The sequence below is a fragment of the Candidatus Avelusimicrobium sp. genome (assembly GCF_051874775.1).
Lineage (GTDB): Bacteria > Elusimicrobiota > Elusimicrobia > Elusimicrobiales > Elusimicrobiaceae > Avelusimicrobium.
On the sequence record NZ_JBJEGE010000029.1, the window covers coordinates 85,657 to 107,674 of the forward strand.

General features: G+C 43.8%; 20 protein-coding genes and 5 tRNA genes. 12 read left to right on the forward strand and 13 right to left on the reverse strand.

The window, feature by feature from the left end; genetic code table 11:
- Positions 1 to 43 precede the first annotated feature (43 nt).
- Together ACI351_RS06725 and rfaD are read left to right on the forward strand one after the other, a co-directional pair.
- Positions 44 to 1,273, forward strand: coding sequence for a hypothetical protein (locus tag ACI351_RS06725; protein ID WP_439734483.1), 1,230 nt, complete (start codon positions 44 to 46; stop codon positions 1,271 to 1,273).
- 204 nt (positions 1,274 to 1,477) lie between these two features.
- The gene (rfaD, locus tag ACI351_RS06730) at positions 1,478 to 2,464 is read left to right on the forward strand and encodes an ADP-glyceromanno-heptose 6-epimerase (protein WP_439734484.1); all 987 of its coding nucleotides are present in this window, start codon (positions 1,478 to 1,480) and stop codon (positions 2,462 to 2,464) included.
- Positions 2,465 to 2,581: 117 nt separating this feature from the next.
- On the opposite strand, the gene ACI351_RS06735 is transcribed toward rfaD, so the two are convergent.
- The 5 genes from ACI351_RS06735 to ACI351_RS06755 form a co-directional block, all read right to left on the reverse strand.
- On the reverse strand, positions 2,582 to 4,633 hold the full coding sequence (locus tag ACI351_RS06735; protein ID WP_439734485.1) for a M3 family metallopeptidase: 2,052 nt from the start codon (positions 4,631 to 4,633) through the stop codon (positions 2,582 to 2,584).
- 114 nt (positions 4,634 to 4,747) lie between these two features.
- Positions 4,748 to 6,082 carry a tetratricopeptide repeat protein gene (locus ACI351_RS06740; RefSeq protein ID WP_439734486.1) on the reverse strand — a complete coding sequence of 445 codons (1,335 nt, stop codon included), beginning with the start codon at positions 6,080 to 6,082 and terminating at the stop codon, positions 4,748 to 4,750.
- On the reverse strand, positions 6,054 to 6,875 hold the full coding sequence (locus tag ACI351_RS06745) for a phytoene/squalene synthase family protein (RefSeq protein WP_439734487.1): 822 nt from the start codon (positions 6,873 to 6,875) through the stop codon (positions 6,054 to 6,056). Before ACI351_RS06745 ends, ACI351_RS06740 begins: the two co-directional genes overlap by 29 nt.
- Positions 6,865 to 7,710: a BadF/BadG/BcrA/BcrD ATPase family protein gene (locus ACI351_RS06750; RefSeq protein WP_439734488.1), complete on the reverse strand. Its 846-nt coding sequence runs from the start codon at positions 7,708 to 7,710 to the stop codon at positions 6,865 to 6,867. The genes ACI351_RS06745 and ACI351_RS06750 overlap by 11 nt, the downstream gene beginning before the upstream one ends.
- Before the next feature lie 3 nt (positions 7,711 to 7,713).
- Complete coding sequence (locus ACI351_RS06755) at positions 7,714 to 9,759, reverse strand: M3 family metallopeptidase (RefSeq protein ID WP_439734489.1); 2,046 nt, start codon at positions 9,757 to 9,759, stop codon at positions 7,714 to 7,716.
- A gap of 155 nt (positions 9,760 to 9,914) precedes the next feature.
- Here ACI351_RS06755 and ACI351_RS06760 point away from each other — a divergent pair, with 155 nt between their 5' ends.
- Both ACI351_RS06760 and speB read left to right on the forward strand, forming a co-directional pair.
- Positions 9,915 to 10,469, forward strand: coding sequence for a pyruvoyl-dependent arginine decarboxylase (locus ACI351_RS06760; protein WP_439734490.1), 555 nt, complete (start codon positions 9,915 to 9,917; stop codon positions 10,467 to 10,469).
- Positions 10,470 to 10,486: 17 nt separating this feature from the next.
- Positions 10,487 to 11,371, forward strand: coding sequence for an agmatinase (speB, locus tag ACI351_RS06765; RefSeq protein ID WP_439734491.1), 885 nt, complete (start codon positions 10,487 to 10,489; stop codon positions 11,369 to 11,371).
- 56 nt (positions 11,372 to 11,427) lie between these two features.
- On the opposite strand, the gene ACI351_RS06770 is transcribed toward speB, so the two are convergent.
- Positions 11,428 to 12,123, reverse strand: coding sequence for an outer membrane beta-barrel protein (locus ACI351_RS06770; protein ID WP_439734492.1), 696 nt, complete (start codon positions 12,121 to 12,123; stop codon positions 11,428 to 11,430).
- 670 nt (positions 12,124 to 12,793) lie between these two features.
- Here ACI351_RS06770 and ACI351_RS06775 point away from each other — a divergent pair.
- On the forward strand, positions 12,794 to 13,117 hold the full coding sequence (locus tag ACI351_RS06775) for a MarR family winged helix-turn-helix transcriptional regulator (RefSeq protein ID WP_439734493.1): 324 nt from the start codon (positions 12,794 to 12,796) through the stop codon (positions 13,115 to 13,117).
- Positions 13,118 to 13,424: 307 nt separating this feature from the next.
- Here ACI351_RS06775 and ACI351_RS06780 read toward each other — a convergent pair whose 3' ends face one another.
- Both ACI351_RS06780 and ACI351_RS06785 read right to left on the reverse strand, forming a co-directional pair.
- Complete coding sequence (locus ACI351_RS06780; RefSeq protein WP_439734494.1) at positions 13,425 to 14,555, reverse strand: hypothetical protein; 1,131 nt, start codon at positions 14,553 to 14,555, stop codon at positions 13,425 to 13,427.
- A 515-nt stretch (positions 14,556 to 15,070) separates the two neighbouring features.
- Complete coding sequence (locus tag ACI351_RS06785; protein ID WP_439734495.1) at positions 15,071 to 15,214, reverse strand: EcoRI family type II restriction endonuclease; 144 nt, start codon at positions 15,212 to 15,214, stop codon at positions 15,071 to 15,073.
- A 42-nt stretch (positions 15,215 to 15,256) separates the two neighbouring features.
- Between ACI351_RS06785 and ACI351_RS06790 the strand changes: the two genes are divergently transcribed.
- A complete protein-coding gene (locus ACI351_RS06790) occupies positions 15,257 to 16,444 on the forward strand; it encodes a recombinase family protein (RefSeq protein ID WP_439734496.1) in 1,188 nt (395 codons plus the stop codon).
- On the opposite strand, the gene ACI351_RS06795 is transcribed toward ACI351_RS06790, so the two are convergent.
- The 4 genes from ACI351_RS06795 to ACI351_RS06810 all read right to left on the reverse strand — a co-directional run bounded on the left by ACI351_RS06795 (position 16,445) and on the right by ACI351_RS06810 (position 19,353).
- Positions 16,445 to 16,918 (reverse strand): DUF6998 domain-containing protein, encoded by a 474-nt coding sequence (locus ACI351_RS06795; RefSeq protein ID WP_439734497.1) that lies wholly within the window; start codon positions 16,916 to 16,918, stop codon positions 16,445 to 16,447.
- Positions 16,919 to 17,187: 269 nt separating this feature from the next.
- Positions 17,188 to 17,264 (reverse strand) — tRNA-His (locus ACI351_RS06800).
- A gap of 61 nt (positions 17,265 to 17,325) precedes the next feature.
- Positions 17,326 to 18,096, reverse strand: a complete 771-nt coding sequence (locus tag ACI351_RS06805) for a M15 family metallopeptidase (protein WP_439734498.1) — start codon at positions 18,094 to 18,096, stop codon at positions 17,326 to 17,328.
- A gap of 27 nt (positions 18,097 to 18,123) precedes the next feature.
- Positions 18,124 to 19,353 (reverse strand): L-serine ammonia-lyase, encoded by a 1,230-nt coding sequence (locus ACI351_RS06810; RefSeq protein WP_439734499.1) that lies wholly within the window; start codon positions 19,351 to 19,353, stop codon positions 18,124 to 18,126.
- 44 nt (positions 19,354 to 19,397) lie between these two features.
- Here ACI351_RS06810 and ACI351_RS06815 point away from each other — a divergent pair, with 44 nt between their 5' ends.
- A complete protein-coding gene (locus ACI351_RS06815) occupies positions 19,398 to 19,961 on the forward strand; it encodes a manganese efflux pump MntP (protein ID WP_439734500.1) in 564 nt (187 codons plus the stop codon).
- Between the two features lie 34 nt (positions 19,962 to 19,995).
- Complete coding sequence (locus ACI351_RS06820; RefSeq protein WP_439734501.1) at positions 19,996 to 20,553, forward strand: manganese efflux pump; 558 nt, start codon at positions 19,996 to 19,998, stop codon at positions 20,551 to 20,553.
- A 418-nt stretch (positions 20,554 to 20,971) separates the two neighbouring features.
- Here ACI351_RS06820 and ACI351_RS06825 read toward each other — a convergent pair.
- Positions 20,972 to 21,043: transfer RNA gene (locus ACI351_RS06825), tRNA-Cys, on the reverse strand.
- Positions 21,044 to 21,311: 268 nt separating this feature from the next.
- Here ACI351_RS06825 and ACI351_RS06830 point away from each other — a divergent pair.
- From ACI351_RS06830 to ACI351_RS06845, 4 genes are all read left to right on the forward strand, one after another.
- Positions 21,312 to 21,473 carry a XapX domain-containing protein gene (locus tag ACI351_RS06830; protein ID WP_439734502.1) on the forward strand — a complete coding sequence of 54 codons (162 nt, stop codon included), beginning with the start codon at positions 21,312 to 21,314 and terminating at the stop codon, positions 21,471 to 21,473.
- Positions 21,474 to 21,615: 142 nt separating this feature from the next.
- Positions 21,616 to 21,686 (forward strand) — tRNA-Gly (locus tag ACI351_RS06835).
- Between the two features lie 37 nt (positions 21,687 to 21,723).
- Positions 21,724 to 21,796 (forward strand) — tRNA-Thr (locus ACI351_RS06840).
- Positions 21,797 to 21,842: 46 nt separating this feature from the next.
- Positions 21,843 to 21,915, forward strand: a tRNA-Thr gene (locus ACI351_RS06845).
- Positions 21,916 to 22,018 lie beyond the last annotated feature (103 nt).

The window sequence follows — 22,018 nt, forward strand, 5'->3', positions numbered from 1 at the left end:
GTTTTATATCTAATTTCTATTATAATAATAGCAAGAGGATCATATGAAATTTAACTTTATCTATATATTAGGTTTTGTGATCAGTTTTCCTGTTTGCGCTCAACCTGTGGTTAAAAACGGAGCAAAAATCTTGAAAACTGGAAAAGTATTGCCTCACGTATCGTCCGTTGCATCGGGGGCCGTGGCAACTAGTGCGACGAAGGCGAGTATTTCAACGGCTCGGGGAATGCGCGCATTAGAGAAGGCAAACACAATTAACACCTTGTCCCGCAAGCAGCTGCATCAGGCGGCGTTACAAATGCGTGAAAACAGAGTGAAAGCAGACTGGAGTGTTATGCCCGAGCCGAAGGCGGCGGAAACACACGAATGGGATTTGGGGAGCAAAGGTGCCGTTTTAACGAGATTGGCTCCCGCACAATTGGCGCAGGCAGAAAGAAGATGGATGGAAGCGGTAGAGTCTATCCAGCAATTATCCGCTCAGATAGGGCCCCAAATTTATTATTTGGGAACCTCGGAAGCGGAGTATTTGCTCCCCGCACAAATCCGTCAGATGCTGGATGAAATTTCCAATAGTCTCGTATTAGTAGAAAAAGCGCAAGTGTTATGGGGGAAGGCTCCCGCCTTGTCGGAAATGAAAGTTTATTTGTTAAAAGCCCAAAAATTTTATTCTATGCTGGGGTCGGGAATGTATGAACCGTTGGAGGAAATAACGGTGCCGGTTGTGTCGCGCAGAGACAATCATGTATATGATAGTCCCGAGTTTCATTTGCGAATTAATTACAAAGTAAAAAGTCCGTTGGCTTTCCATAAATTAAGTTGGAAATATATGAAAGGGCTTTTTACGGGTGCAGTAAAACGCGGATTCTTACCGGAAAATTTACGCGTCGCCCTCTTGCAGGATGACGCACTGGCCATTAACGATTTGAAAAAGATGAAACAACAGCATAAGTTGGACGGATGGGAGATTGATTACCTGAAACCTGACCCAGAAGCTTTCTTAAACAGCGACTATAATAAATACGATTTGATTTTAACCGATATTGTTATGCCAAACGGAGGCGGACGCTACTTGGTTCGTAATTTGCGGGCAAACGGATATGAGGGATCTGTGATAGCCGTATCCAATATGCCTTGGTACAAGGAGGAATTTTTTGAAGACGGTTTTGACGGAGGAATATGCATTGGAGACGATGAAGAGCATTTTGCCGAATGGCTGTGGAAACGCCTCGACACTTATTATTTCTTAAAACAGAAATATGGTTGGATCCATTAAAAGAAAGTCTAAAACTGGCTGTTAAAATAATCTATTTTCCCCTGTGCAAAACAGGGGATTTTTATGCAAGACGAAACGCGCGATGGTGGCATACTGTCCGTTTTAGCAAAAATCTTTTCTTTCCGCGTATTAAAACGGTAGAATATAAAATAGCTTTTAGCAGTAGCATATGAATAGAAATTTTCCCGTGATTTAGGAGGTCTTATGATTATTGTAACAGGTGGAGCCGGATTTATTGGCTCAAACATTTTAAAAGGACTTGAAGAAAAAGGATACAAAGATTTAGTTGTAACAGATTGGCTGGGGCAGGAGGACAAATGGAAAAATATCGCCAAGCGGGAATTGGCATACATTGTGCTTCCGGAAGATCTGGATGAGTTCCTTATTAAGCACGAATCGGAAATTACCGCTGTCATTCACATGGGGGCAATTTCAACTACCACCGAAAAAGACGTGGATTTGATCGTCCGCAGCAACCAACAGCTTACGTGGAAATTATGGGAATTCTGCCGTGATTTTAATAAACAATTTATTTACGCTTCTTCCGCGGCCACTTACGGAAGCGGGGAAAACGGTTTTAAAGACGAAGAAACGCTGGAATACTTAAAGGCCTTGCGGCCGTTAAATCCCTACGGATGGAGCAAAGCCTTCTTCGACCGGAAAGTGGCGCGGGAAATTGCCGAAGGCCGCAAAACGCCAAAGCAATATGCGGGCCTTAAATTTTTTAACGTATACGGTCCCAATGAATATCACAAGGGCGGGCAGAAGAGCGTAGTTGCGCACATTTTTCCGGATATCAAAGCGGACAATGCAGTTAAATTGTTCAAATCCTACAATCCTAAATATGCCGACGGACAACAGATGCGCGATTTTGTATGGGTGGGCGATATCGTCAATGTGATTGTATGGCTGTTAGAGCATCCCGAAGTCAACGGGTTGTTTAACGTTGGCGCGGGAGAAGCACGCTCGTTTTACGATTTGGCGGCCGCCGCTTGGAAAGCGATGGGAAAAGAACCCAAAATTATATTTAAAGAAATGCCCGAGGAACTTCGCGGTAAATATCAGTATTATACCAAGGCCGACATTACCAAACTGCGCGAAGCGGGTTATAAAGAACCGATGACGCCGCTTGAGGAAGGCGTACGGCTGTACGTACAAGACTACTTAAACCAAGAAGATCCCTATCTGTAACAGCGGAAAGATTCCATTTTGTGAAATACCCCGAGTGCAAACTCGGGGTATTCCACAAAGTATTCGCAAAACACGCAGGCCCAAGGTCCGTGTTTTTATGAAACAAACCGGACGAAACTATTTTTCCATTACGCCCAAATTTTTTAAAAATGCTTGGTCGTTATACGGACGGCCTAAAAATTTTTCTACCATTTCGTTTTCATCATACACCGTGCCCGGGGTATAAATGTACGTCCGTAAGTTGGCGCCCAACTCTTCGTTAAACAGACCCTGCTCTTCAAACTTACTGAAGATATCCTCGGCAATTACCAAAGACCACGCATATACGTAATAGCCCACATCATACGGATCCGTCAGCGACATAATGTGCCCGAAAGAGGCCTGCGGATATGTGCCGGCCGTCATTGGTATGCCGGTAATTTCTTTCATCATTTTGCTGTATAACTTGGTCGTATCCACACGCTTTTGGGCCGCGTGGGCGGCAACGTCAAACTGACCCAAAAAATTCTGGCGGATAAATCCCTGCGCCACACCCGCATTTTTAGATTTGACCAAAGAAGCAATCATCTCATCGGGCAGCTGTTCGCCCGTTTGATAATGCGAAGAAATTTTTTTCAGCACCTCGGGCTGCCACGCCCAATTTTCCAAAAGTTGGGAATGTGTTTCAATATAATCCCACGCTACATTATCGCCCGTCAGCGTAGCGTATTTGGACGAGGCCATAGACATCTGCAGCACGTGGCCAAATTCGTGGAATAACGTTTCCACTTCCCCGTGCGTGAGGAGCGGCGGCACACCATTTCCGGCGGGGGTAAAGTTGGCCGCGATCACCACCGAAGGCGTCTGCATCGTGCCGTCGGGCAATTCAAAACGGTCTACAAAACTCCATGTGGCGGCGTGAGTATATTTACCGTCGCGCGGAAACAAATCCATATAAAAATTGGAAATCAGTCCGTCCGTTTTTTTATCTTTAATCTGATAGACGATTACATCCCCGTGCCAGACGGGCAGCTGTGTTTGGGTAAACGTTACGCCAAATAAATTGCCGAATACTTCAAACATTCCGTCTATTACCGTTTGTACCGGGAAGTATTCTTTAATTTTTTCGTCATCAACTTGGAAATTTCGTTTCTTGTATTCATTGCTCCAATAAGGCAGCTCCCACGCCGTCATTTCTTTGGCTTTTTTACCCGTTTGTTCTTCTTTTAATTTCAAATACGCATTCAGCTCCGCCTGCGCCAGCGGCGTAATTTTAGTTTGGATATTTTTCAAAAATTTTTCCAAATTTTGATAATTTTTCGCCATACGCACGGGCAGTACGTAATCGGGATATTGTTTGTAGCCCAAGAGTGCGGCCTGTTTGCGGCGCAGCTCAAGCGTATCTTCAAGTAATTTTACGTTTTCTTTTCCGCCGCGGCGCGCAAATTTTTCTTGCAGCGCTTTGCGCGCTTTTTCGCTCTTGGCAGAAGCCATAAACGGATTATAGTCCGGATATTTTAACGTAACGATATACTTGCCGTCCTCCGTACGTGCAAGGCGGTTGATAAAAGTGTCGCTCATTCCTTCCAGTTCACCGCGCGTGACGGCCAATTCGTCTTTATAATTGTTCAAATTGACGTTATATTTTGTGATTTTAGCCAGACGTTCTTCGTTTAGTTTAGCATACTCGGCCGCATCTTGGCCGGACAGCGCCATTCCGGCGCGTTCATACCGTTCCAGCCATTTGATGAGCAGCCGCGCGTCTTCGTGCGAAAGAGACGGTTTAGTGTCTGCAAATTCTTTCAATGCACGGTATACATCTTTGCGGGAGAAAACACTCGCCTTGACTTGGCTGCCTTTCGGTTCCAGCGCGGCTGCCGCTTCGCGTACGGCACTATCTTTATGAAAATACGCCAAAAGTGACAAATTTTTCGGCACGAACCAATACGCCGTATATGCATTTTCCAATGCGCGGACGGTATTGTCAAAATCCCGATCTTCGGCGGGAATACTCACCAAAAAATTTAAATTTTGAGAAAGCTCTGTAGACGCTTGTTCTTCCAAAGCGGAAATTTCCTGCGGGGTATAATCAAAACGGAGATTGCCGTTTTTAAACATCTCCCCATACGCGCCGGCAAAAACGGCACACGGCAGCGTAACCGCTGCCAAACTCATTATCATTTTTTTCATAGTTAAATTATAGAAAATAATTTCCGGTTATTCTGCAACACAAATAATAAAAATCCCGCAAAAAAAGGAACAGTTTTTAAACCGTTCCTTTTTTTGCAAAAATTTCCGTTAGTATTATTCCAAAAGATTCCCGTCTGACAAACAAACTGTATATCCATACAACGCATAGCTTTCAATCAGCGAGTTGGAAGGTACTTTAATTTTCGGGTTTCGTTTGGAATGTGCTTTCATCAAATAATAATACGGCACACCTTTGATTGGTTCTTTAGGCTTACGTGCAAAAACGAAATAACGCCGTTGATTTTTATTTACAGGAAGTACATAAACGCCCAGTTTGGTACGCAGGGTTTCTTCGGAACAGAGCGTTTGATTTTCAATCATTTTCAGTTCCGAATGCGTAATTTCCACATACCCCGCCTCTTTGAGTTCCTTTTCACGCGCAGCAAGTTTGGATAAAAATTCCGGTGTTGGCGGCAAAGGTTCTTTTGGCAGCAGAAACGTCTTACGGTTTTGGAGTGCATCGGTATAAACGGTAAAGCCCTCCTCGGTCAGGGTACTGTCCTCTTTAAAAACTTTTTCGCCCTGCTTGTTGCGCAGCGCAAATACATCCTGAATAGGCACGCCCACCCGCTGGAAAACGGCTATTGCGTCCTGCCCGATATGTTTTTCTAATGCGGTATAGCCGGCAAGAGTCAGCATCTCGCGTTCAAAATCCGTATCCCGATTGATAGTAACGATAAATTCTGCCGGTACTTTAGGATATTTATTTTTTAAATAGTCGATTCCGCGCCGCTGTTCCGCACGGTGAATAGCGGTGAAAAGCGCGCGGTGTTCATCGGAAAGTTCTTTTACTTCCGGCTTGACCGCGTAACGCTGTTTAAGCGCAGCCAAAATTTCCGCATCCGTCATATATTCGGGTTCCAAATTAACCAGCCGTTTACGCGCCACTAAATTAAGCGGTTCCACTGCCAGCGCAGAGCGGTAAAATTCCGCCGCGCTCAATTTGTCGCCCTGATATTCTAGAATCACGCCTTTTCCCACCAGCGAATTAACATTAGCCGGATTAACCAGAAGTGATTTGCTGTATAACACAAGAGCCTCTTTATTTTGGCGGCGTTTGAGCGCAATGTCGCCCAACATAGAATACGTATACGCTATATACGGCGACGCACGGTTCATCCTTTTCAGTGCAGCTTGAAACGATTTTTCTGCGCCGTCCAAATCATCCAGCGTTAACAGAATGCCCGCCAAAGACAGCTGTGCCTGTTCGTCTGAAGGATTGATTTTGACACAACGCATAAAAATATCTTTTGCTTGCGAAAGCTGTTTATCCGCATAGGCTTTTTTACCCTGTTCCAAACACGATGTCATCGTCTCCGTCGCGGCGGACAAGGCTGCAGGCAAAAGAGCGCACAATAAGCTAACGGAAAACGGTTTTAAACACCGCATAACAAACTCCTTGTAATTTTTCGGTCTTGGTCAATTTAACGGGACACATAAAACGGAACCCCGTTTTTCTTATTTTAGCAAGATTTGCAAAATATACATACCCCATTGTGCGGCAGGGCAGCATTTTTAGACGGGGAAAAGACTTCATCCGTTCAAATGCCCGCGCATATAAACGTTGCGCTTTTGCGTCCGCTTCCGCTAAAACGCAAGACAACTGCTCCAAACCCCGGCCCGCCAAAACATCCTGACGGGTAAGCCCGTGGCGTGCCAAAAGTTCTTCCGGCAGATATACACGGCCCAAGGAAGCATCATCCGGTACATCACGGATGATATTAGTCAGCTGAACGGCCCCCCCCAATTCGTGGGAAAGCGCGTCCGCTTCCGCCCCTTTTACGCCCAAAATATCAAGTGTCGCCAGCCCGACAATTACCGCTACGCGGTAAATATATCCGTCCAATTCGTTAAAAGTGCCGTATGTGCGTCCGCGCAAATCATCGCGCATTCCTTCAATAAGCAGCGTAAAACGATCTTGCGGAATATCGAATTCCTTTATATCCGCAAGCAGCCGTTTGCCTAAATCCGTTTGCGGGGCGTGCGCATATACGCGGGAAATTTCCTCCTGCCAAAAATCAAGTTCTTTGGCCGGTTCCGGCATATTCGGCTCATCGGCGATATCATCCATACGACGACAAAATTCGTAATAATTTGAAAGCGCTTCGCGCCGGCGTCTGTTTAAAAAGAAAAACGCCGGACCGAAACTTGATTTTTTATAAGAGTTTTTATCAGCCGACATATTTTTTCCCGTTCTGATGCAAGTAAGAAAGAGCCGCGCCTGTGGCCGTGGCGTAAATCGCATTTTTGGGAATAATAAAGTTTACACCGTGCATTTTATGTAAAGCCTGAAACACTTTTTTAGCAAACGGCACCTGTGTCAGCGTCCCCGTTAAAATGACGTCTTTTACCTCATCGTTGCGGCAGGCGAATACGGCCATCATACCGATAGTTTGAAACGTCATATTGAGGACCCCGAGCGTTAAATCTTCTGCCGTTGCGCCGTCCTCCATTTTTCCGAAATTAGAAGCGGTAGTGTCGGGCGGCAGCGTGGCGATAACACTTTTGCTGATATCCCCGATATTTAAATCTACGCGTTTTAAGGAACCTTTTTCAGACAGTTCCGTCACCGTTTTAAAAGCCGTTGCACCACTTAATTTGCCGCACAAACCAAGTACCGTTCCGCCGCCTACGCCGGATCCGCCAATGTGGCGGATTCCTCCCGCGCCGGCGCGTACAAACGCCGTACCCGTACCCATACTGACGATTAACCCTTCCGTTTTTCCCGCCAGAGAAAGCCCCCCCAGCCCGATGGCTTGAAATTCGTCCACCGCAGACGTGGGTATACCGTACACATTTTTTTTAAACAGCGAAGATCCGACTCCCGTTAAAATAATTCTTTTGACATCTTTTAAGGACAGACTATTTTCGTTGATAAATTTTCCCAGCGCACCGTATGCCGAAGTCAGCGGGTCGGCCGCTTCCACTTTTAACATTGAAACCAGTTTCCCTTCGCTTGAATATCCCACAATTTTTGTGGTGGAACCGCCTACGTCAATCCCGATAACAACGCTCATTGATTAGTTCTCCTTGGTAAGACCAATAGACTGTAAAAACGGACCGTTCGCGGCGGGTCGGCCCAGAAAATTTTTGACCATATCTTCTTCTTCTACAGTACCGCCTTTTTCCAGCACTTCGCGGCGGAATTTAAGCCCCGTTTCGGGATTGAAAATACCGTTCTTTTTAAATTCTCCGAAGAAATCTTCCGCAATCACTTCCGACCACAAATACCCGTAATACCCCGCATCATAACCGCCCATAATATGGCCGAATGAAGCTTGCGGAATAGTGTGTTTGGTAAGCGGGAGTCCGCGCACTTTTTTAGTTAAATCAAAATACAGTTTGGTGGAATCGGGCGTTTTGGCAGCGGTGTGGAGCGTCATATCATACTGGGCAAAAAAGTTCTGCCGCAGGTATGCCCCTCCCGCACCAAAATTTTTAGCCGCAATCATACGGTTAATTAAATCATCCGGCAGCGGTTCGCCCGTTTTATAATGTTTGCTGATTTTTTTAAGAACCTGCGGGTCCCACGCCCAGCGTTCGAGCATCTGGCTGGGGACTTCCACAAAATCCCCGCTGACGCTGGTGCCCGAAAACGCACCGTATTTCGATTTCGTCAGCGCGTTGTGCAGCACGTGGCCGAATTCGTGGAACAGCGTTTCCACTTCGCCGTGTTTCAAGAGCGACGGCGTATCAGCCGAAGGCTTGTTCATATTAGCCACAATCGCCACGAACGGGATTTGCCAGCTGCCGTCCTTTTTTTCTTCGCCTTCCACAAGGCCGAAACAGGCAGCGTGTTTGTACTTGCCTTCGCGCGGGTAGAGGTCCATATAAAAGTAGGAAACGAGTTCGCCGGAGACCTTGTCTTTAATTTTAAACGCTTTTACATCCGGATGCCACACAGGAATATCGGCCGGTTCAAACGTAATACCGAACACGCCTCCGAATAAATCAAGCATACCGTCAATAACTACTTGGGAAGGAAAGTACTCTTTGATTTTTTCACTATCCAAAGACAAATTTTCTTTGCGGTATTTGTTGCTCCAATAACCACTTTCCCACGGGTATAAAGTACGGGATTTTTTACCCGATTTTTCATTTTTATAAGCAATCATCGCTTTATCTTCTTTTTTACCCATCGGTTTTAGTTTCTTTTGCAAATCTTTCAAGAACGCCATTACGGTTTTGGGGTTCTTGGCCATACGGTTTTCTAAACGCAAATCAGCGTGTGATTGATATCCCAAAAGCTGCGCAATTTGGCGGCGCAAACCAAGCGTCTTCTCCAAGAGTTGTACATTCTCTTCTCCGCCGCGGCGGTTGTATTTGTATTCCAGTTCGCGGCGGGCAGATTCATCTTCGGCGTTTAACATAAAGGGCACGTAATCCGGATAATCCAAGGTAACAAGGTATTTGCCGTCGGCCGTTTTTTCCAGCTTGCCGATATAATCTTCCCCCAAGCCGCGCAACTGATCGCGCGTAACAGCCAAGGGATCTTTATACTCTTGTATATTTTTATCAAACTTAATGATATATTCGGCTTTTTCTTTATTAAGGGCTTTAAATTTTTCCAAATCTTCGTCGCTAAGTTCCATACCGCTGTTTTTAAAACCGATCAGCATCTCTTTTACGAGTTTGGTCTGTACGGGATCTAGTTTTGGGTGGGTGTCAGTATATTCGCGAATAGCTTTGTATACGTCGCGGCGGGTGGCCACGTCCACCATATATTGGCTGGTTTTCATTTCCAAATCGTGTACTGCATCGCGGAAGTTTTTATCGGTGGAAACGTAAGATAAAAATCCGCTCATACCAAGCGCATTACCGTAATCGTCAAAAGCGCGTTCGTACGCCATAATGGTATTGTCAAACGTGCGTTTCTCGGCGGGAAGGGCGACGAGGGCCGCCAAATCCTTTTCAAGTTGGGCGCGTGCAGCGGCTTCGGCCGGAACCAGTTCTTCCGCTTTATAATCAAAATGTAAAACGCCGTTTTGAAACATATCCTGCATACCGTATCCCCCTGTTGCGGCGGATAATAACGCCGTAAGTAAAATTATCTTTGTTTTTTTCATATTAATATAATACACTTTATTGTACCGGTTGTCCGCATAAGCGGAACTTATGCAGCCGGACGCGTAAATTGTAACAAACTATAAAGGATTGCTTTGTTATTTGTTATAATTTATATTATATTAATTCACATCAAGGAATTAGTGGAAAAATAAAAATGTACGAAGCTTTTGTACCTAAAGAAATCTTCCTTACCAAAGGAATCGGCCGACACAAAGAAAAACTCGCGAGTTTTGAAGAGGCGCTAAGAGACGCCAAAATCGCCAGCTTTAACTTGGTGCCTGTGTCCAGCATTTTCCCTCCCGGCTGCAAAACCGTCCCCGTTTCTAAAGGGTTAAAAGAATTGCATCCGGGCCAGATTCTGCACTGCGTCATCAGCAGAAACACGAGCAACGAATACCGCCGCTTGATTTCGGCTTCCGTAGGGCTGGCTATTCCGAAAGAAAACAAGAAAACGCACGGGTACATCTCCGAGCACCATAGTTTTGGCGAAACCGACAAACAAGCCGGTGATTACGCCGAAGACTTGGCCGCACTTATGCTTTCTACCACCTTGGGTATTGAATTTGATAACAACACCACTTGGGATCAGAAAGAAGAAATCTGGAAAATGAGCGGGAAAATCGTCCGCACAACCAACATCACTCAATCCGCTATCTGCGTGGAAGGGATGTGGACTACTGTTGTGGCCGCCGCCGTATTCGTGAAATAAATTATCACGGTAACATTGTGAGCGACAACGTACAAACTGATAAGTTTATGGGGCTAGAGAGCAAATACAGCTCTCTGCCCCTTTGTAAATTCGTGGTAGTGCCCGTCCCGTTTGAAAAAACGGTATGCTACGGACACGGTACCGCCAAAGGCCCCGCTGCTATTATTGAAGCCTCCACCCAAATCGAGCTCTGGGACGAAGAAACCAAAACCGAAACGTGGGAACTTGGCATTAATACACAGCCGGCCGTCAACTGCAAAGGGTCAACAAATACGGTGTTTAAAAACATCGATAAAACCGTGCGCAACTTGATGCAATACAAAGCTGTTCCATTCTACATTGGTGGCGAACATACGGTTACCCAAGCATTGGCCCAGCCATATATCGAAAAATATAAAAATTTGAGCATTCTGCATTTTGACGCCCACGCTGATTTGCGCGAGACGTTTGAAGGCACGCCCAAAAGCCACGCCTGCGCACTGTATCCGGCCTCCCGCCAAGTGCCCGTGGTACAGGTAGGAATCCGCAGCGTAGCGAGCGAAGAGAAACAGTACTGCAATGCGGGGAAAGTAACCACGTTTTTGATGCACGAAAACCGTGATATCGCAAAACTTATTCCGCAAGTGCTAAAAAAACTGACCGATACCGTCTACATTACGATTGACGTGGACGGTTTTGACCCGTCCGTCATCCCCGCCACGGGGACGCCGCAGCCCGGCGGATTTATGTGGTATGAAGCGCTGGACTTGTTCCGCGAAGTAATCAAACATAAAAACATCGTGGCCGTGGACGTGGTGGAAGCCTGCCAGCGCAAAGCCGACCCGATTACGGAATTTAACACGTCTAAGTTAATTTACCGTCTAATGGGATACTTGGCTTTGAAAGACCAAAAGAAAAAATAAGTTTTACGGTAAAAAACCCCGCTTCAGAAGAAGCGGGGTTTTTTAAACCAAACAACTTAGAATTTGTAACCGACTTTTGCTATAAATGACAGATAGCTGTAGTTTTCTTTTCCGGAAATACCGTCAATATCGTATTTAGCGGTATCAAATTGGAATCCTTGATAGCGGATTTCGCCTCCAAGGATCCAGTTGCTCTGGCCCAAATCGGCTTCAATACCCGCACCGATAAAATAGCCGAAAGAAGTCGTCGTGCCGTCGGTAGAATCGTTTCCCATAGGAGAGTCCAGCTTAATTTCGCCTTTTGCGGAAGTTAAACCTAAACCAAACGGGAAATAGACGCGAACGCGGCTTTGGGGATTGACGTTTACGCGTCCTACAGCCATCGCATTAAAAGTACTCATAGAAGACTTAAAAGTAGAATGACCAAAAGGAGAATAGGTATCGTATTCAGCTTCGCCGAATACGGTTCCGCTGAGTTCACCCCCTAAACCCAAATAATCATTTAGAAAATACAGATAAGAAGCCCCAAACGTTACACCGGCATCGCCCCAGTCCAAGTCGTTCAGGTGAAAAGTATAGCCTCCGCTATCGCGATAATACAGATCATCAAAGCCTGCGTCTTGCAACGGAGCGGATCCGCCTAAATAACCGCTGACCAACTGCGTACCGGCTTCAATCCCTTCCGCTTTGGCAGAAGCGGCAAAACCGAATAATACACCCAACAAAATACCTAATACTGCGATTTTTTTCATCTTGTCATCTCCCTTTGTGAAAGTCCTTTCCAAAACGGAAAGATACAGCCTATAGTAGCAAAAAACAAGTTGAAAGACAAGGAAGACAAACAGATCTGCGATAACAAATTTGAGAAATCCTTTTTTCCTAAAAACTGAACAGGAAAAATTTCTCCCAAAAATAATAACAACCGGCCAAGACAATTTATCTATAGGGAATGTAGAAGGTAGCAGGAATTTTTAGCAAAAAGAGAAAAGAGGAGGTTTTTGTATTGTTGCCGTTTATTGGCAAGATGATAAAACAGACGCGTTCGGCAAGGATTACTTATTGCTGGAGGAACTGTCATTGTGGATTGCGAATTTTAAGTATAAGATTTAGCTTATATCAAAGGATGATTAGTGCAATTTAAAATCGGAGATACTATTGGGCATTTTTGTTGCAGTAAACAGACTTTTTAACATCAGTTTATTTCGTTGATAGAGCATTACTCTATTTAAGAGAAATTGATAATGGATTTAACGATTAATCAGCGTATATTTTTGCCGTGCTGTGCGCAAGAGCACTAAGAAAAACGTTTATCAAATACTCATCCTTTGAATATAACAGCTATTAAACAGTTAGTTTTCCAAAAAAATGCTTTAGTAAATCTAAAACGTCCGCCGAGCTTTTGATGCGAGAGTTTACCTTCTCTTGTATGCCAAGACAGAAAAAAGAACGGATGCTTTCTTGCTTTCCCGCGGCATTACGGCGGCGCAATATAATGTGCTGGCGGTGTTGGCCGAAGAGGACGACGGTATTAATCAGCTGTCTATCAGTCAGCGGATGCTGGTTTCCCAAGGGAACATAACGCGCATTTTGGATAAACTGGTTCACGGCGGACTTATTCGGCGCGAGAAAGATATGGCTGCCCGCCGCCATAAACGCATTTTCATTAGGGTAAAGGAGTGCAACTTACATAACGAAATTAAACTCGCGTATGATATAAACACATTCGCAAATTGCCCGCTAAATTAGCAGAAAACGTCCAAAAACGTACGCCGTATTAGAAGAAAATTTATGAAAAAGTGCGTTTGTCTGTCCTTTGTTTTACAGTCGGGTGTAACAGAAAAATCATTGGAGAAAAGCAAATTCCCAACTGATAACCTACATAATACAGAATGCAGAAGTTCTCTGTGTATATTTGGATAACTTAGCCCGTGATTATGAGGTTGCACCAACCACTTTAGGTTTAGACTGCAATCAAATTTGTAATCAGTGGTTTTGTGAGCAGTAGTTATAAAAAAACCAGCGTCGTTAAGAGGCTGGTTTTTATAATATCAAACTATTTATTGGGCCGACTAGTCCCGTTGGAATTTGAACGGATATTCCCACGCACCATACTACGGACGGCGGTAGTACTAACTTTCAGCTCCAGCAAACCGTATTTTAGCGCATTTTTGGCAAAGTTATCACACCAGATTTTTTTCATGGTCTTTCTGGAGCGGCGGCCCCTACCATAGCCATCTTTGTTAGCCAAGCAAAATTGATATAGTTTCGGCGCATTTTTCTTCATAGTCTGCGTAAACGGCTTCACCGCCAAAACTTTCCATGCATGCGTAGCTTGTTTTTCTTGTTCGGCCCCCAAAGCCGACGTAAATGTTTTTAAAGCGAAGGATGTGCAACTACCATCCCGATCCAAAACATATTTTGTGGGGTCTAAAATATCTTCAAATATTTTACGTCTAATGGCAACTACTGGCTTATTATCGTTTGCTTCTTGAGCACGCCGAGAAACAGCGTTTAGCATTTGTTCTGTTTCGGATACAGAATAACAAAAAAGAGTATAATTGTCCAGCGCATCATCGATCTTAAAGTTTAATGCTTGCGCAAGTGCAACCCGATCATACAAATCGGCGCCCAATCTACTTTCGTCGGTTGTATACTGCTCGCCGGCTCTTGGCCAAAAAAATAACACAAAGCTCTTAACAAGTGGCTCTAGCCAAGCATTATCTTTATAAGTATTGTAGAGTTGTATGGACTTTTTCTTATTAAATGCTCCTGGCGCGTCCGGATTATTACCTGCAAGATAACGATAATGTGTCCTTATTGCATCATATAAAATAACATTCGGCGCGACTGTATTTAAGTTATAGTCCCTGAGCACAACACCTGGTTCGGTGTCAGATTCCACATCTACAACATAATCAAACCACGATGTAAAGTTCTTGTAATCCAGTTTGCCGGAAGCACAATAGGCCGGAATTTGACTTTTTTTAATGGTCCCTTCCGGGCATTGTGGGAGAGATTCTAAAAATTTTTTAGCTTGAGCATATTTCCCATTACGCAACATTTCAAAAACCTTAGCAGTTAATTTTTTGTGCACTTTGACAGAACCCTCGTGTTCGGGAAATGTAATCGCGAATACCGACCCACACAAAAACAAGGCAAGAGCCATTATAGTAATTTTTTTCATATAGCTTTACTCCCTTATTGTAATTTAGGCCATAATTTACGTATCCGTAGTATATGATAAATAGTCCTATCTGTCAACCTTCATCAATTAAAGCGACAAAAAATCTTCAGCCTAATGGCTGAAGGGTCTAAGTATTGCGTATGGGGTACTGTTGTCACTGCTTTTTATAACTTTTTGATACAATAATCAAATGAATACGATTTTAAGCATACAGAAAATTGTTGCAGCTTTTGAATTAGCTATCTATATCTTTAATATTATGGAACAAGTTAAATCTTCCTAATTTAATACAAAATCTCAAATATTTATTAAAGAGTACTGACTGCTTTGATTTTTTTCAACTGTTACATATTACCGATAACACTATCCCTTAGGAAAAAGAAATGTATATTTTTAGAAGGAGTATGTTCAGAACGGCAGAAATCCTTGAAAATAAAGGATTTCTGCCGTTTTCTTATGCCCGTTTGTTGCTTAAATCTACAAGCTATTACTAAAAGATAATGGCAGATATCAGATTATCGCCTGCTAAGTTGCTCAAAAATATCACTCCCTAACATTTTCAAAGAAGTCCGCGCAACTTCCAGCATAACCATAATCATATCTTCGTCATTCCAGTGTCCTCCTTCGCCTTTTGTGTAAATTGACGCCGCTTGCAACATTTATTAGATGATATTCGGGCAGGCAAGATACATTGTGTAGTTGTGTATAAGGTAGATCGTTTATCGCGTTCTTTGTTAGATTTTTCCCAACTCTTAGAGTTTTTTGATAAATATGAGGTATCCTTTGTATCTGTTACGCAGAACTTCAATACCAAGACATCTATGGGACGTTTAACATTAAATATCCTTTTATCCTTTGCTCAGTTTGAACGTGAAATTATTAGCGAACGCACGCGGGATAAAATGGCGGCCTCCCGTATGAAAGGAAAATTTATTGGCGGAACCATCCCATTTGGTTATAAGTTAGACAAAGAGCGGCATGTATTAGTGCCGGACGATATACAGGCTGAGCAAGTTCGGTTTATTTTTGAATGTTTGTTGCGTGAAGAAAACTTGGCCTCTGTGATGAACATTCTTCAGATTAAAGGAATAGGCTTACCGGAAAAGAAATATAAAAACGGGGTTATTCGCTCTGCTAGGCCCATATCTCGCTCCTATCTATATCGTATAGTGCATAACCCTGTTTATATTGGTAAGGTGCTCTATAAAGGGAAAATATATGAAGGGGAACATGACGGATTAGTAACTGAAAAAACATTTAATGCCGTGCAGAAGTTATTGGCGGAAAAATATACTGCTCGCGGCTATGTGCGCAAACGGATAGAGGGCGTACTTAATGGATTGTTATATTGCAAAGAATGTGGCAGTAAAATGGTCCCTACCTATGCAAAAAAGAACGGCCGGAAGCATTTTTACTATGTATGCCATAAATGTGTGAGAGATGGGTATTCTGCCTGCCCTACGAAAACAGTTCGGCAGGTGGAATTTAACGAAGCTGTATTTAGGCGTTTAATGGAACGTGGGTTATTAAATAAAAACGATTTTCATCAATTAGATATAGATAAACAAACCGAAGAATTAATGAAAATTGTATCTGGGATTACCTACGAATACAAAGAAAGCTATATTGAAGTAAGTTTGAAAAACGGGGTGCAATTTGGTTTCCGCACCGCTGTGAAACCGCACCCGGGTGGAATACCGAAAAAAGAACGCCAAGCCTACAAAGAAATCCAACACTTAAAAGCTGATCAGGCTACCTACTACAAAGCCCTTGCCCTGCAAATACGTGAATATATGCGTGTAAATAACTTAAGCCAGAAAGAATGCGCGCAAGCCCTTGGGCTAAGTAGCGCGAGGGGGAGTCAGTTGATGCAGATTGATAAGATATGATTAGATTGTAGAAGAATAAATTACGGTGGAGTTATCAATTACCTTTTTGGAAATAACAATATTCCAGGCTTTCATCCGACTATGCCAATGTTTTAACTGAAAAAATTTTTCCCATGATAATTCATATATTGCTTTTAGCGAATAAGATTCATCCAGTTGGCAGATAATAACATACTCAAATTTTTTTTGAGTTTTATCCTCTATCCCATAAAATACGCCTGTTGTGTTTGTAGTAGTGGCTTTAATAGAATATCGTTCTCCTTCTCTGCTTATGGCGTCAATGTTTTTTGTCCCTATAGGAGCTTCTTGTAGCTTGGGAAGATTGGCATGGGTATTGTAATAATTAATTACTAAAAATTCCCCTAAGTCCCCACATATATTTTTGGTACGTATAATATTGCGATTTTTAAGTTCTTGAATTATTGCGCCATATAATGAGGTAATTTCTGAATTTGTTAATTTAGATAAGTCCATTGGTTTATCCTTTATACAATACATTTCAGCATATTTTAATATATGTTTGAATAAGGTGTCAGCAAAAATTAAATTTTGAAAGTTAAATTTAGAGGCAAAAAGATACAAAAAGCCTAAAATAGCCCTTTTTCCTATCTTTTAGGGCTGGGGCAATAATCTATCTTTTCAGTACTAATAGCTGATAAACAAAAAATCCCCGACGGAAAACGGGGATAAATAGGCCAAAATATAATTAAAAAATCCCGCCAAAAGTTCAGCGGGATATAATATGGGGTGGATGAGGAGATTTGAACCCCCGACCTCCGGTTCCACAGACCGGCGCTCTAACCAGCTGAGCTACATCCACCATAAATTGATACTATATTCTAGCAAATTCCGCCTTCCCTTGGCAAACATCGTCTTTGTTTTTAATTGGGCAAAATCCGCTTGGATTCTGTTTCAGATGGTGTATTAAATACGCAGTTGTACAAAAAGGTCAAGGTTTTATGTTGGTCTCCATCAAAAAAATCATCTTGCAGTTGCACGGCTTTACGTGTAATATACCGATAGTGCCACGCTTCGTAAGGATAGCCACTTTCCTTTTCGGCATCTTTTCCTTTGGGGAAAGAGAGGCTAAAGCCATATTCGCCTGCGTGCTTGCGCAGCCAAGCAAGCGGCGGAATATTCTCGTCAGATGGGTTTACCGTATTAAAATCCACGGCCGTTCCCAGATGATGTTGGGATTCTCCAGCGCGCGCCACGTATGGATTATCCGGCTTGCGGTCTTTGAGCATTTTTTGGTATTTCCACGTGCGGTAAGTAGATATGGGAATCAACGTAATTCCGTCTTTTTTTGCCGCTTCTGCCATTAGATTCATCTGTTCAAACGCTTCTTGGCGCAGTTGTGCTTTTTTAGGCCAGTGGGGATGAAACTGCACGGTTAAATCGTTCGGCTTATAATCGGCGGGCAAGCGATGCTGCGGGTCCACTAGGATTAGCCAATCTCGCCGTTCTTTTAAGGAAAGAATTGCATTATAAAAAATATTTCTTTCTCTATCGGATAAATGCAATCCGGCACATTGGATGAGGCGGTTTTGTTCTTTCTCTTGCGGGGTAGAAGATTCCGTGGCAATATAAACCAATACCGCTGCTCCCGCAAATAGCAGCCCTAAACACGAGTAAATCCAACAACTTTTCATTAAACGCTCCACAGATCAATGCCGGATTTATTTTTTATCATTTTTTAAACGTAAAACTTTCTCTTTAAAAAATTTTGCCAAACCGCCGCGGGAAGTTTCGCGGTAATCGTTGTTCATATCTAGTCCGGTTTGCATCATGGTGGCGAGAACATCGTCGTAAGAGACACGGTTGTCCCCGTCGGACATTAAGGCGTATGTTGCACAGTCGAGTGCACGCGACGCCGCCAGTGCGTTGCGTTCTATACAAGGAATTTGCACCAGTCCATCTACTGGATCGCACGTCAGTCCGAGATGGTGTTCAAGTCCCATTTCAGCCGCGTAGGCGATGCGGCGGTTGTCGCCTCCTTCCAGCTGGCAAGTGGCGGCTGCGGCCATCGCACAGGCTACGCCTATTTCTCCCTGACATCCTACTTCCGCACCGGAGATTGACGCATTCGCTTTTGCCAAATTGCCAAACAAGCTGGCGGTGCCTAAAGCACGGATAATCGTATTGTCTTCAAATTCGCAAATTTCCTGTATTAACCGGCAGATAGATGGTACTACTCCGCAAGATCCGCAGGTGGGAGCGGTAACCACAATGCCGCCGCTGGCGTTTTCTTCGGCGCAGGCCAGCGCGTAAGCGAACAGATTATTCATTCGGCGCAAATAGCGGGGCGAATTTTCCGCTTTATATAAGTAGCGCCGTGCTTTGCGTTCTAAATTCAGCGATCCGGGCAGCACTCCGCGCTTTTCCAGCCCGCGGTTGATCGTGTGCTTCATCGTATTCCAAACGGTGGTCAGATAATCCCATATTTCGGGGCCTTCGCATTCTTCTACGTATTCCCACAGCAACATTCGTTGTTGGGAAGTGTATTCTAAAATAGCGGCCATAGAGGTGTGCGGATAAACGTTGTTAATTTTTTTGCCGATGGTATCATCCGTGCGGACGTCCCCTCCTCCAACACTGTAGGCCACTTGCTCGCCGATGATATGTCCTGCCTTGTCAAGTGCCTGAAATTTTAAGGCGTTAGGATGTTTGGGCATAAAGGTGGTATTGTCCCATTGGATGTTCACCGGTTTGGGGTAAAACGCTTCTTTTACGGCGAAGTCAGTCAGATGTCCTTTTCCCGTTGCCGCTAAAGATCCGTACAATACTGTTTTGAAAGACTCGGCCTGTGGGTAAGTGCGGTTAAACGCATCCGCCGCTTTGCGGGGGCCCATTGTGTGGCTGCTGGAAGGGCCCATTCCTATTTTATACAGTTCTTTTAAAGATTCCATATCTTCCGCCTTAAAGTTATATATAAAATGGTATCATAATTGGTATGAATATACTATCTTCTTTGTTGGTGGCGCTTGGGTTATCTATGGACAATTTCGCCGTTACGGTGGCGTCCGGCTGCTGCCATCGGGAAAAAGTTCCCTTTTCTTATATTTTCAAAGTCAGCATTTGCTTTACGCTGGCGCATTTTATTATGTTTTCGGCCGGCTGGTTTTGCGGTGCCGAAGCGGCGCGGTATATCGGGGCGGTGGACCATTGGATTGCTTTTTTGATTTTAGTATTTATCGGTGTCCGAATGATAAAAGAAGCGTTCTCATCTTCAGATGAAGAGAGTGCCTGTTCGTTCCATTCGCTTAAAACGCTGTTGGCGCTTTCGGTGGCTACCAGTTTGGATGCTCTTTTGGTAGGGATGGGAATGGCATTTGCCTCGTCGGTCTTTTGGCCGACAGTGTGTATGCTTTCATTGTGCGTATTTGTTACCAGCTGGGCAGGATTTTATTTGGGCGCGTGGCTGGGACATAAATTTGGTAAATTAATGGAAGGCTTGGGCGGGTTAGCGCTTGTGAGTATTGGCGTTAAATTGTTGCTAGAAGGGCTGGGCATTTGATAGAATTCTGATATCTAAACTAGAGGTGTTTTTTATGGAAATGTTTGCTGTTGTTCTTGTTTTTGTATGTATTTGTGTGGATAATATGGTTTGTGCCAACATGACCGCGATGAAACTGGATGCTGAAAACAAAAACATTTTTTCTATTAAAATGGCGTTGTTTTTTTCCGGTTTTAACGCGTTGTTTTTTGGGGTAGGATATTTACTCAGTATTATTTTCTTTCGGGAGTGGGTATCTTTTGTCCACAACTGGGTGGCATTTGCGTTTCTGTTGTTGTTGGGAATTAAATTTATGTTGGAGTCTATTGAAAAATCTCCCAGTTTTACCAATCTGGAAACGGATGATACGCGTAAACTGATAAAAGTGTCCGCGCTGATGGGGCTTAATTCGTTTTTGGTTGGATATGCTGTAGAAACGATGAACACGTCTTTTTTCCCGCAAGTAGTATTTTTGTTGCTTCTTACATTTGGGCTGACGCTGCTCGGATTTCGTTTGGGAAATAAAAAATCAAAAACGGTTGCCAGCAAGAAAGTGGAATTATTAGCCGGCGTACTGTTAGCCATTGTAGCTGTTGGGCTGATCATTGTGTAGTGTACTTAATTTTTTGCGAAGACCCCGCTTCTAACGAGGCGGGGTTTTTGTAATACTGGGGGAAAGCATAGGCAGTAGCTTATGGCGGTGAAGAAAAGCCGCGCTAAAATTGTAGATTTTTCTTTGTAGTTGGCGCGGGGAAACAGCAAGGCTGTTTAAAACTCGCGAAGCGTAAAAGCCACGGACGGTACCCGTGGCAGTTGATATGTATCATAAAACGACACAGTACTGTTCGGCCCGCTTGGAAACTATTAATTGGTACAGGATTTTTCCGTCTTTTGCTTATGCTATATCAAAGAGGGTAAACTGTTCAGGTGTTGGAAAACGGCTGCTGAGGAACGGCGTTGTCAACGGGTTTTCGGAGGTTGGGTGTAAAAAAACCGCCCCTTGCGTGTGGTATTCAAATATAAAAAAGAAAAGGTGCGGGCGGGAATCGAACCCACGAATATCAGTTTTGCAGACTGACGCCTTACCACTTGGCCACCGCACCGTATACGTCAAATTATTATTACTTAATTATTATAGCAAAAAAACATAATTTTAGAAAGTCACGTTTTGGGCCTTGATTTTTTTTACATTGTTCTTATACTTTCGGTATGGGAGTGCCAACACCGCCCGTTTTAGGGTACACCTCTTGTAGGGGATCGGCCTCCCTCTTTTTTGAGCTTTGAGCCGCGGCGTTTATGCGCTGCGGTTTTTTTGTATGTCGTGCGGAAGTTTTGTTATAATGAACCTAGCAGATTCCGGGAGGTGTTACTATGCTTAGTGCGTTATACAGTTTAATTACTGGAATTGGTGTAGGATTGCTGTTTGCTGCTCTCAAATTTCCGATTCCGGCCCCCAACCATATTAACGGCGTGCTGGGGATTTTAGGCATCTTTTTGGGGTATTGGATTATTGGTTATTTTCGCAAAGGATAAGGCTATTTTGCTGACGGTCTTTTTTTGTTAAAATAAAGAATACCAGCCGCTATGGCGCATACCGAAATATGTTTTTTGCGCCGATTATATTAAAAACTTTTACGTAATGTCATTTTTTTGATATAATAAAGTATTGCCTCTTGCGGGCGTAGTTCAATGGTAGAACACTAGCCTTCCAAGCTTGATACGTGGGTTCGATTCCCATCGCCCGCTTGGCAATATGTTTTTGTGTGTTATATAGCGTAAACGCGCTGGGGTAGCTCAGTAGGTAGAGCATCTCCATGGTAAGGAGAAGGTCGTGGGTTCGATTCCCACTCCCAGCTGGTGAATTTGAGAAGGATCCGCCTTAGGGCGGGAAATGTAGGATATGCTGGGGTAGCTCAGTAGGTAGAGCATCTCCATGGTAAGGAGAAGGTCGTGGGTTCGATTCCCACTCCCAGCTTATTTTTGAAACTAAACAATGCAGTAGATATTAAAACAGGAGAACTAAACAAATGGCAAAGGAAAAATTTTCGCGCAGCAAACCGCACGTGAACGTTGGGACG